The organism is Nocardiopsis sp. ATB16-24, from assembly GCF_030271535.1.
GTDB lineage: Bacteria > Actinomycetota > Actinomycetes > Streptosporangiales > Streptosporangiaceae > Nocardiopsis.
Genome location: NZ_JASCXJ010000026.1, coordinates 45,920 through 57,231 on the forward strand (window position 1 = coordinate 45,920; position 11,312 = coordinate 57,231).

General features: G+C 69.3%; 7 protein-coding genes, 1 tRNA gene and 1 pseudogene. 6 read left to right on the forward strand and 3 right to left on the reverse strand.

What is annotated here, in order from left to right; translation table 11 throughout:
- The first annotated feature begins 99 nt into the window (after positions 1–99).
- Together PFX91_RS21630 and PFX91_RS21635 are read left to right on the forward strand one after the other, a co-directional pair.
- Entirely contained in the window at positions 100–2,190 is a 2,091-nt protein-coding gene (locus tag PFX91_RS21630) for a serine/threonine-protein kinase (RefSeq protein WP_285734704.1), read from the forward strand.
- A 204-nt stretch (positions 2,191–2,394) separates the two neighbouring features.
- The gene (locus tag PFX91_RS21635) at positions 2,395–3,360 is read left to right on the forward strand and encodes a quinone oxidoreductase family protein (RefSeq protein WP_285734705.1); all 966 of its coding nucleotides are present in this window, start codon (positions 2,395–2,397) and stop codon (positions 3,358–3,360) included.
- A 93-nt stretch (positions 3,361–3,453) separates the two neighbouring features.
- Here PFX91_RS21635 and PFX91_RS21640 read toward each other — a convergent pair whose 3' ends face one another.
- From PFX91_RS21640 to PFX91_RS21650, 3 genes are all read right to left on the reverse strand, one after another.
- Positions 3,454–4,536, reverse strand: coding sequence for an SPFH domain-containing protein (locus PFX91_RS21640; protein ID WP_285734707.1), 1,083 nt, complete (start codon positions 4,534–4,536; stop codon positions 3,454–3,456).
- A gap of 45 nt (positions 4,537–4,581) precedes the next feature.
- A complete protein-coding gene (locus PFX91_RS21645) occupies positions 4,582–5,022 on the reverse strand; it encodes an NfeD family protein (RefSeq protein WP_285734709.1) in 441 nt (146 codons plus the stop codon).
- 164 nt (positions 5,023–5,186) lie between these two features.
- Complete coding sequence (locus PFX91_RS21650) at positions 5,187–8,135, reverse strand: penicillin acylase family protein (RefSeq protein WP_285734711.1); 2,949 nt, start codon at positions 8,133–8,135, stop codon at positions 5,187–5,189.
- Positions 8,136–8,465: 330 nt separating this feature from the next.
- Here PFX91_RS21650 and PFX91_RS21655 point away from each other — a divergent pair, with 330 nt between their 5' ends.
- The 4 genes and pseudogenes from PFX91_RS21655 to PFX91_RS21670 all read left to right on the forward strand — a co-directional run.
- Positions 8,466–8,972 (forward strand): hypothetical protein, encoded by a 507-nt coding sequence (locus PFX91_RS21655; protein WP_285734713.1) that lies wholly within the window; start codon positions 8,466–8,468, stop codon positions 8,970–8,972.
- An 854-nt stretch (positions 8,973–9,826) separates the two neighbouring features.
- Positions 9,827–9,902, forward strand: a tRNA-Arg gene (locus PFX91_RS21660).
- A gap of 730 nt (positions 9,903–10,632) precedes the next feature.
- Positions 10,633–10,779, forward strand: a pseudogene (locus PFX91_RS21665) (helix-turn-helix domain-containing protein); the annotation flags it as partial.
- A gap of 53 nt (positions 10,780–10,832) precedes the next feature.
- Positions 10,833–11,312 (forward strand): IS701 family transposase (locus PFX91_RS21670; RefSeq protein ID WP_285734715.1); only part of this gene is annotated, 480 nt, incomplete at its 3' end.

Below are 11,312 nucleotides of genomic sequence, written 5' to 3' on the forward strand. Positions count from 1 at the left end.
ATCACCCCCGATGACCAGGGATCGCCCCATGCCACGTGTTCACCGGTATGAGTACGCTGAGGGGCGAATTCCACGATCTCCTACGAGGGACCCCCAACTGTGACGTCGAACGGCCATCAGAGCGGCAGACCCCTGCGTACGGGGGACCCGCGCGAACTCGACGGTTACCGCATCGTGAGTCGTCTGGGGCGGGGCGGCATGGGCACCGTCTACCTGGCCAAGGACGCCTCCGACCGATCCGTCGCGATCAAACTCATCCATCCCGACCTGGCCGATGACGAGTCCTTCCGGCTCCGCTTCGCCCGTGAGGTCGAGGCGGCCCGCCGGGTGGCCCGCTTCTCCACCGCCGGGGTGATCGACGCTCGACTGGAGGGCGAACCCCTCTTCATCGTCTCGGAGTACGTCCCCGGCCCGAATCTGCACGAGGCCGTCCGCGCGGGCGGCCCCATGGCGGGCGGCACCCTGGAAAGCCTGGCCATGGGCGTGGCCGCGGCCCTGACCGCCATCCACGGTTCCGGGGTGATCCACCGCGACCTCAAACCCGCCAACGTGCTGCTGTCCCCGGTCGGCCCCAAGGTCATCGACTTCGGTATCGCCCGGGCCCTGGACGACCCCGGCGGCGCCGCCACCCGCTCCAGCCAGATCCTGGGCACCCCCTCCTACATGGCCCCGGAGCTGATCCTGGGTCGGCAGGCCACCGCCGCGGCCGACATCTTCGCCTGGGGTTGTCTGGTCGCCTTCGCCGGAACCGGCACGGCCCCCTTCGACGCCCCCACGGTGCCCGCCGTGCTGCACAACATCTCCTCGGCGCCACCGCGCCTGGACGGCCTGGACCCGAGCCTGTACGACCTGGTGTCCTCGGCCCTGGACAAGAACCCCGAGAACCGTCCCACCTCCCAGCGACTCCTGGCCCGTCTGACCGGCCAGGAGGAACCGCAGGAGGCCGAGGTGCGCCGCACCATCAGCACCTCGTGGGCCCCGCCGAGCAGCGCCCCGGTCCCCGGCACGCCCCCGCAGGAGGCCCCGGCGCAGCCGCCGCCCACCGACGCACGAACCCGGCCGACCCCCGCCGAGCAGGGGGCGGGGCCCCACGGCCTTCCTCCCTCCGGTCCCCCGCAGGCGAGCACGCGGGGCGAGCACGCGGGCACGGACCGGTGGACCCCCGCCCACCACGCGCCTTCGGGGGGCCACGCTCCCGCGGGGCCGCAGGCGTACGGCCACCCGTCGCCTCCTGGGGGCCGACCCGCCTTCGCCTCCCACTCGGGGCCCACCGGACCGGGAGGGCCGGGAGGGCCGGGAGGGCCGGGGCATCCGTCCGGCCTCCCCGACGCGACCCCTCCCAGAGCAGGGCGTGGACGCATGATGGTGATCGGCGCCGCCGCGGGAACGGTGGTGCTGGTGGCCGCGGGCACCGTCGCGGCCCTGATGAGCGGCGGACAACAGATCCCCGAGAACACCGTCTCCGTCTACGGCACCGACTTCGGCACCGACCCGGGCTGGGTCGGCAGAACCTTCGAGGCCGGGGACTCCGACGGCTACTGGGCCGAGCAGCGGGGCGTCATGCTCCAGCTCGACCCCGAGGCCCGACGTCAGTCCAGCCGTGGTGAGACGTTGCAGCTGGAACGGGACGACCTCCTGCCCGACAGCGTCCTGGTGAGCACCACCGCGTACGTGGCCGAGGGCCCCGAACAGGCGACCTTCGGCCTGCGCTGCTGGGACACCGAGGGCGAGGAGCACCGCACCCAGTACGAGGGCCTGCTGCGCTACGACGGTCAGCGCGCGGAGATCCGCCGCATGAGCGAGGCCGAGGGCGACATCACCCTCGCCGAGACCACCGACGTAGGCGGCTACGAGCCCTATCCGCTCTTCGAGGACTCCGCCCGCCCCGCAGACCACGACCCGAACTCCCCCTACGACTTCGACGTCGAGGACGTCCCCCTCAACACCCTCACGATGTCCTGTTCGTTCCGCGAGGACGAGGACGGCGCCCCGTCCATGGAACTGTCCCTATGGGTCAACGGGGAACACGCCCTGACCACGGTGGACGAGGACCCCCTCCCCGGGGGCGACGCCGAGGACGTGGAGGACTCCCGTCGGGTCGGCATCGTGACCCGGCAGGGCCCGGGCAACGACCCGCTCGGTGTGCTCTTCACCCGCTTCTCCCTCCACGAGATCCTCGCCGAGGAGTGAGGAGTCACGGCGGGGAACCGCCGCGAGGCGCGGTAGGGCCGGGCGGGGCGGAGCCCCCGGCCGGGGGCGGGGACCCCGCCCCCGTCCTCGGCCATCGGCGCCGACGGCGACGGACGCGTACGGCGGCCACCCCGCGCCCTCATGGCGACCCCCGCCCTTGGCTGACATGATGCCTGGGACGGACCCGAAAGGAGCTGTGGACCCATGCGCGCCATCGTCATCGAGGAACAGGGCGGACCCGAGGTACTGCGACTGTCGGAGAGGCCCGATCCCGTACCCGGCCGCGGCGAGGTCCTCGTCGACGTGCAGGCCCGCGGGGTCAACTTCATCGACATCTACCAGCGCAGCGGCCTGTACGACGTTCCGCTGCCCTTCGTCCCCGGCATGGAGGCCGCCGGTGTGATCACCGCGGTCGGGGAGGGCGCCACCGACCTCTCCGTGGGCGCCCGCGTCGGCTGGGCCATGGCGCCCGGCGCCTACGCCGACCGGGCCGTGGTCAAGGCCTCCCTGGTCGTCCCCGTTCCCGAGCAGGTGTCCGCGGAACAGGCCGCCGCCCTGCTCCTTCAGGGCATGACCGCCCACTACCTCGTTCACTCGGTGTACCCGGTGGCCGAGGGGGACACCGTGCTGGTGCACGCGGCGGCCGGAGGAACCGGGCTGCTCATCACCCAGCTGGCCAAGGAACGCGGCGCGCGGGTGATCGGCACCGTGTCCACCGAGGCCAAGGAGCGCATCGCGCGTGAGGCGGGTGTGGACGAGGTCGTCCGCTACACCGAGACCCCCGTGGCCGAGGCCGTGCGCGAGCTGACCGACGGCCGAGGCGTGGCCGTGGTCTACGACGGTGTGGGACGGGACACCTTCGACGCGAGCCTGGACTCACTGCGTCCGCGCGGCGTGCTGGCCCTGTTCGGACAGTCCTCCGGGGCGGTGGCGCCGGTGGACCCACAGCGGCTCAACTCGGCCGGTTCGGTGTACCTGACCCGGCCCTCCCTGGCCCACTTCACGGCCGACCGGGAGGAGCTGCTCGGCCGCGCCCGAGAGCTGTTCGCGCTGGTGGGGGCGGGCCGCTTGAACGTGCGCGTGGGAGGCCGCTACCCGTTGGAGGAGGCGGGCCGGGCCCAAAGCGAACTGGCCTCACGCAGAACCACCGGCAAGCTCCTGCTGGTCTGAGTCGAGAACGCCCTCGGGCGAGGTGGGAGACGAAAGGGGGGAGGGCGTCGCCCTCCCCCCTTTCACGCTCCGTCTTGGCGGGGCCGGTTCGCCTCACTCCTCCCCGCGCGGTTCCGGCATGGTCCCGCCGACACCGGCCCCCGCCCTTCGCACATCGTCGCGCGCGTCGGCGACCGCCTGTTCCGCGGCGTGGGCGGCGTCCTCCGCGGCCCGAACCGAGGAGGACTGGGCGGGGTCGGGGCCGGCGATCTGCGCCGGACCGGAGGGCCCGCCGTCCGTCTCCTTCTCCGTCGAGGGCCCCGATCGCGTGGCCTCGCCCGAGAAGGCGTGCGTGACGTTCTTGACCGCCTCGGTGAGCTCACCCGGGATGACCCAGAACGTGTTGCCCTCGCCGGCGGCCAGGCTGGGCAGGGTCTCCAGGTACTTGTAGGCGAGCACCTTGGCGTCGGCGTTGTTGGCGTGCACCGCCTGGAAGACGCGCTCGACCGCCTTGGCCTCACCGTCGGCCCTCAGGATGGCCGCCTGCTGGTCGCCCTGGGCCTCCAGGATGGCCTGCTGCCGGGCGCCCTCGGCCTTCAGGATGCGCGACTGCCGCTCACCCTCGGCGTGCAGGATGGCCGCGCGCTTGTCGCGGTCGGCCCGCATCTGCTTCTCCATCGCCTCCTTGATGGTGGGCGGCGGGTCGATGGCCTTGATCTCGACCCGGTTGATGCGGATGCCCCACTTGCCGGTGGTCTCGTCCAGGACGCCGCGCAGCCGCGTGTTGATCTCCTCGCGGGAGGTGAGGGTGCGCTCCAGGTCCATGGAGCCTATGACGTTGCGCAGGGTGGTGACGGTGAGCTGGTCGATGGCCTGGATGTAGTTGGCGACCTCGTAGGCCGCGGCCTTGGGCGCGGTGACCTGGTAGTAGAGGACGGTGTCGATGTTGACGACGAGGTTGTCCTCGGTGATCACCGGTTGCGGGCGCGAACTGAAGACCTGTTCCCGCAGGTCGAACTTGGTGTTGACCCGGTCGACACCGGGGATGATGAAGTTCAGCCCCGGATCGAGCGTACGGATGTAACGACCGAAGCGCTCGATGTTGTAGGCCCTCGCTTGAGGGACGATGCGGATCGCCGACAGGGCGGCGGCCACGACGATGACCGCGAGGATGATGAGGGCGATGGTCGGTTCCATGTTCTGGCACCTGGCCTAGGTCTGGGGACATGGCTGGAGCTGTTGTCAGGGCAGTGCTTCACGCGGATAGACCACGGCTGTCGCTCCGTCGATCTCCACGACGTCGACGCGCGTACCCACCGGGATCACCAGGTCTTCGTCCACGCAGCGTGCGGACCACTCCTCTCCGGAGAGTTTGACCCTCCCCCTCTCCCCGTCGACCTCTTGCATGACGACGGCGGAACGGCCGACGAGGGCCTCCGCGCCCGACTTGGTACCCGGGCCGCTCCTCATCTGGCGCTGCATGAGCGGTCGCACGAGGTAGATTCCGGCCGCCGCGGTCGCTATGAAACCGATGATCTGGACGGCCACCGGCACTCCGATGGCTCCGAGGAGGGCCGCGACCAGCGCCGCGACCGCCAGCAGTCCCAGCACGAACGTGAGGGTGAAGACCTCCGCGATTCCCAGGCCGATGGCGAGGATGAGCCAGATCAACCAGGCGTTCATGTTCCTGCGACCCTCCCGCTACGTTCTGGGTGTTCCCTTACGTACCCACACGAGTCCGACGGGGCACGCGATCGGGCACGACGTTCTTCCGACGTGACACACGGACGCGGCTCCCGGTGATACCCACTGAGGGCCACCGCGAACCGCGTCCGCCTCCGTCCGCTCTACCGCCCGCCGGAGAACTGGTAGACGAGTTGGTAGGTGGGCCGGTTCTGCCAGGCGATCGGCCACATGCCGATGCCTCCCACCGCCTGGTGGATCACCGTGTCGGCGCACAGCTGGTCGCCCACGGCGCAGTGGTCGTCCCCGGGGTAGACCTCCCCCGCCGGTGTGTCGGCGGCCTGGGCCAGGGTGTCCAGCAGGACGGTACGACAGGAGTCCAGTTCACCACCGCCGCAGTGGGCCTCGCCCAGCGGTCCGTCGACCGGTCGTCCGAGCACCATGCGCAGGTCCTTGTCCACGTACGACCACCAGCCGTACTGGAAGGCCGACCCCCGGTGGGGCTGCCCCTGGTTCACGCTGCCGGGTTCGCCGCCGCCGGTGGCCCCCGAGGGCGACTCGTCCGTCTGCGCGGCGCGGGTGAGGGCGGTGTAGAGGTCACCGCCCAGTTCCGGTTCGAACTGGGCCTGGACGAGCAGCGGCCACCAGGCGTCCAGGGTGCGGATGGCGTTGGCGTAGGAGTAGTACCCGGCGTCGCGGAAGGGCTCGCGGCGCAGGGAACCGGCCTCGTTCCACAGCCTCAGTTCCTCCACCACCGACGCCAGTGCGGGGTCGTCCACGGGTCGGGTGTCGATGACCTCCAACAGGAGCGGGAGGACCTCCTGGGCGCGCAGGTCGGCGGCACCGGCCTCCATCATCACCTGGGTGAGGCTCGCGGTGGTGAACCGGTGTCCGCCGTCGATGAGCGCGGACACCCGGCCGTCGAGCAGGTCGCCGCGGTGCACCGAGCCGGTCGACCAGCCGGAGGTGTAGCCCTGGGCGGGCTTGTTGTTCCAGTTGACGATGTAGTCGGGGTCGACGGCCTGGGGGTGGTCCTCCAACGGGTGGTGGTCGGCGGCGTTGGTCTCGGGGTCCCAGCCGGACCACCCCGAACCGGAGTAGGCGTCGATGGGCAGGTTGGGGTTGGTGCCCTCGACACGGATCGGGTTGTCGCCGGAGTTGACGAAGGCGATGTCGGTGTCGTCGACGTAGTGCCAGTTGAAGGCGTAGCCGATGTCCTCCGAGGCTCGGATGAAGTCCTGGGCCGAGGTGATCTCGTCGGGGTCGTTGAAGCGCTGGAACCCGATGATGGAGTCGACCTCGCGCATGTAGGTCGAACGCAGCGTCGTGAACGCGACAGGATCGCCGTCCACGGTCGCGAACGAGTGCACCAGACCGAACTCCGAGCGCAGGGAGGTCAACGTGTAACCGCCCGCGGGCGTGCCGTCGGCGACCGTGGGCGACCACGCGTTGGCGACCTTCAGCTCCTCGAAGGGCACGCAGTCGCCGGAACCGTCCACGTAGGCGCGCGAGGCGGTGGTGGGCGCCGAACCGTCGGTCTCGCACAAACGGACCGCGAAGGTGTCGGTGACGTCCTGTCCGGCCGAGGTCGCGCTCCAGGCGTAGTCCACGCCACGACCCATCTGGACGTAGAAGCTCACCCCCGCGAAGGAGGCGCCGCGGGCGCTGATACCGGGCCCCTGGAGTTCCTGGAGCATGAGCAGTTGGGGGGAGAAGTAGCCGGTCTGGGGTCCCATCACGGCGACGGGGGAACCGCTCTCGGTGTGTTCCCCGGAGACCAGCAGGGCGTTGGACATGCCACGGGGGTCCATGAAGCCCTCGGGCAGGACGCCGTCGTCGAACACGCCCTCGACCGCGGACAGGTCGCCTTCGTCGACCATTCTCTGTAGTTCGTCCTGTTGTTCCTGTGGCAGGTCCTCGACGGTGAGGGCCTCCGCCCCCTCCTCCGGTTCCGCCATGGTGGACGCCCGCGGTGCGGGCGTGTCGGCGGTCGCACCGGTGAGCGCGGAGCCGTGCTCGTCCTGGACGATGTCGTGGGGCTGGAGCGAACCGGGGTCGGGCAGGACCTCACCGACCGGGTCCTCGGGTGTCCCACTGTAGGGAAACTCTCCTTCGACGCTGACCACGGCCTCGGGATCGTTCTCCATCCGCCAGGCGTCGTAGAGTTCGGCTCCCCTCTCCGCGCCGTAACGGTCCTGGAAGCCCGCCAGGACGAGGGCGGCCTGGACCTCGCCGCCTCCGCCTCCACCGAAGATGCCGCCGACCATGGAGGCGATGCCCACCACGTCGGTCGGGGTGAAGTGCTCGATCCTGCCGGAGTTGGTGATGGCGTTCTTGTGCCCGGTCAGGACGTACTCGCCGGGGTAGTAGCGGCCTCTGTCCGCCTGGTCGATGTAGGTGTTGACGCCCTCCAGGTAGGCCTCGACGTCGGCCATGGCCCGCGCACCGCGTTCACCGCTCGACGCCACACGGTCGATCTGGGCCTGCTTGTCCTCCTCGGTGTAGGGGGCGTTGCGCCACAGGTCCTGTTCGAGCCCACGGTTGCCCTCGGCACCGCCGGCGAAGGAGGTGAGTTCGCCCCGGCCGACCCTGCGCAGCACGTCCATGAGGAAGAGGCGATCCTCGGCCGCGGCGTACCCGGCGCCGAACATGGTGCCCTCGCGGGTGCTGCCGTGGATGTGCGGGATGCCGTGGTCGGCGTCCCTGGTGATGGTGACGTCCGCGCGCGGCCGGTATCGGCGGCCCACGTCACCGGGGTCGACACCGAACGAGGCGTCGAGGAAGAAGTCGTCCAGTCCCTCGGTGGTGAGGCCGTCGTAGTGGTGGACGAGGTTGTCGTACATGTCCAACTGGCTGGAGGAGTGGCGCGGCCGGGTTCCGAAGACCTGGTGGCCGAGGATCTCGACCAGAGTGGCGTTGCCGTTCTGCCCTGGGGCGAGGATGTCCATGCACCCGGCGGGCGCACAGTGGTCGGCCAGGGGTGCGGGCGCGGCCGGAGGAGGAGGGAAGGCCTTGGCCGGGGAGGCGGGGAGGACCGCGACGGTGGTCGCGACCACCCCCAGCGCGGCTCCTGCGGCGCCTGTGCGTAGCCATCGGGTGAGGGAGGGGAACACGAGCTGTCACCACCTGGGGGCGCGGGCGATGGATCAGCGGCATGCTATGCGCGGCCGATGGATTGTGAAAGAGTTTCATGTTCTCCGGGGAAACCGAGGCCGCACCGACGAATCCGCAGGTTTGAAGTGATACGCATCACACGCAGCCCGGATGTCGGGACACCACGCGCGACAGGAGCGGAGAAGGGGGCCCCGCGTGGCCACATCCGGCCAGATTCGCCGATCCACGCCCCTCCACCTGGGAGGGAGCACCACGGCCGCGGAAACGGAATGGACACAGGTACGGGGGAGTCGCCCCTGGTCCTCCCGGTGCTTTGACACAATCACGGCATGAACCAGTACCCGAATCCCCACCCGGGCCAGGGCGAACCGTGGCACCAGCCCAGCGGCCAGAACCCCGGCTGGGGCGTTCCTCCCGAGCAGCATCACGGCGGTGCGATCGAACCCTACGGCGGCTACCAGCCCGCGGTACCCCCTCCCCCGCCCGGCGAGGACGTGCCTCTCGGCACCATCGGCGAGATCGCGTTCTCCCAGCACACGGTGATCACGCCGGTCGGACGCTTTCCCATCAGGGGAACCGTGTGGACGGTCAACGACATGAGCCGGACCGACCGGGCGACCCCCACCTGGGCGGTGATCGTGGCCATCCTGGTCTTCTGGTGGACCTGCCTGCTGGGGCTGCTCTTCCTCCTGGTCAAGGAGGAGAAGACCACCGGGCACGTACAGGTCAGCGTGCAGGGCCACGACAAGCACTACACCACGTCGATCATGGTGACCCACCCGAGCATGGTGGGGCAGATCCACCAGCAGGTGAACTACGCCCGCAACCTCGCCTGAGCTCCGACCGCGGCGCCCTGACCCCGCTCGCCCCGACCTCGGAGGACGCCTGGCAGACCCCTTCTCGCGAAGGGCCACGAAAGGCCGTGGAGGGTCGTGGAAAGCGGTGGAAGGCCGTGGCCCAGGGATGGTTCGTCCTTCGTCCGGCCGTCGATCCCGCCTCGACCGCGGCCTGCGGTCGAGGCGACGCCGACCCTCGATCCGGTCCTCCTCGGAACAACGGGACCACCGGACGTGCGACTCCGCCACCGTGTCCGGTCGCGCTGGGCGACGGTCTCGCACCGCCCCCGGCCCGTCTCCAGGGGCGAAGCCGTACCGGGGAAAGCGGGGTCCTGCCCCGAGGCTTCCTACTTCCACCCGCGTCAACAAAGCCCCAAACCCCCGACCGACCAGGTTTACTACCCTCCGTAACAACAAATACAGAGGGTAACTAACGCTGGTCTCGGGGAGCCCGCATGCTGGTCGCCATGGTCGCGCTGATGATCTTCGCAGGTCAGTGGTGGGCCTTCTGAACTCGTACATCAGAACATCGCGAAACGCCGGCGACACAGCGTCACACCAGGAGTTAATCACCGGTAACGTGGTGCCCGAGGCCCATAGCGACCGATTTGGTGGAACGCGCGTGGTAACGAGAGACAACTACGAAACACCGTAGTTGGCGAGGCTTTGCCCTCCCGTGAGCGACATCTGACGAATACCCTAGAATGTCTGCCCGGGACGCCACCGGCGTCACCACAGGAACCATCCGACCGTAGGCATCGCCACCCAGCCCTGCCTCCGGCCCGCAGCACTCTCCTGTGACCAGCGGTGGCAACGCGGCCATGTCACGCCACGGCACGCGACAATTGAATCAGGCACCCGTAGCTCAGTGGATAGAGCACCGGACTTCTAATCCGACGGTCGCAGGTTCGAATCCTGCCGGGTGCGCCACAAAACCCCAGGTCAGACGGGGTACGCGAGTCGAACAGGCGAGGCGCCGGGCCTGGTTCGGGGCCTGAAATGCTCCGTGTGTGCTCCGCAGTACAAGGTCCAGTACAGGTGGAGGAGCACCTCGCGGAGCATTTTGCCGTTTCGTGACCTTGACAGCCCGGGCAAAGGGCAGCCCGGTGTGCGCCCACCAGCGCCCCACAGCCGCCCCGTCATACGTAGTTGACATGGCTAGGCCCATGACGCGTGCTGTCGCCCCACCGGCCGCATACGGCCGATACAGCCGAAACGCCATACCCAGCAGGGGGTCGCGCGCCACAATCGGTGACATGACCACGACAAGGTGGATCTGGGTGACAACGGCGACCGTCCCGATCTGACCTTGCGACGCGCAGGACTGCGGTTCAGAGGAGGCCCACCACGAGAAGGGTGGGAATCCACCTCGTGGGCGGCGGCCATCACCGCTACACCTGCTTTGATCGTCACCACTGATACCTGGGCGATCACCTCCAAGTCTTCTCCCCACTACCTCCAGTTTCGGAGGATAGAAGCGGAGTGCGGTGGGTGCTGATCCACTACAAGTGCACCAGCGCCGAGCTAGCGTAGTTCTGGTGCTATGCCCCTCGAACCGGTACCGCTGTCGCGGCTGGTGGCAGTGGCAAAGCGCAGGTGGCGGGTGAAGGGGGGTGATGTCATATCGTCGTAGCAACATCGCAGGTCCCAAGGGTTGCTCATGGGAACACTACGGATGCTCACTCTCGCTGAACACGAGGAGATCGCGCTCGCCCACACACGCGGGGAAGGTGTACGCGCCATCGCCCGCCTGATCAGCCGGGACCAGTCGATCATCAGCCGCGAACTGGCCCGCACCACCTCCAAGTAGTACTTCGTTAGGTTGCTGCGTTCTCGTCGCGGTTGCGTGATCATGGACGTATGGATCTGGCCGCTGTAGAGGAACTCCGCGAGGACCTCGACGCGTTCTGCGCCGAGGTCTTCGCCTCCATCCCCCGCAAGGATTCCCGCGCCTGGGGCAACTGCTACCTGCGCGGTCTGATGCTGGACGGGCGGCGCAAGTCCATCCAACCCATGGCCGAACGCCTCCCGGACGGCAACATGCAGGCGTTGCAGCAGTTCGTGGGCCAGTCCCCCTGGGAGCACACCCCCGTCCAACGCCGCCTGGCCACCAAGGTCAGCCAGGCCATCGGCCCTGATGCGTGGGTGATCGACGACTCGGGCACCCCCAAGGCGGGCACCGAATCGGTGGGCGCGGCCCACCAGTGGTGCGGTGCCCTGGGCAAACAAGCGGTGTGCCAGAGCGCGGTGAGCCTGCACACGGTCTGCGACACCGCGTCGGTACCGCTGAACTGGCGGCTCTACCTGCCCAAGGACTGGGCCGACCCATCCGATCCGCGC

What these genes read in the sequence shown, in the direction of transcription:
- PFX91_RS21635 (WP_285734705.1), top strand. Translation starts at nt 2,395, where the DNA reads ATGCGCGCCATCGTCATCGAGGAACAGGGCGGACCCGAGGTACTGCGA.
- PFX91_RS21640 (WP_285734707.1), bottom strand. Translation starts at nt 4,536, where the DNA reads ATGGAACCGACCATCGCCCTCATCATCCTCGCGGTCATCGTCGTGGCC.
- PFX91_RS21655 (WP_285734713.1), top strand. Translation starts at nt 8,466, where the DNA reads ATGAACCAGTACCCGAATCCCCACCCGGGCCAGGGCGAACCGTGGCAC.
- PFX91_RS21645 (WP_285734709.1), bottom strand. Translation starts at nt 5,022, where the DNA reads ATGAACGCCTGGTTGATCTGGCTCATCCTCGCCATCGGCCTGGGAATC.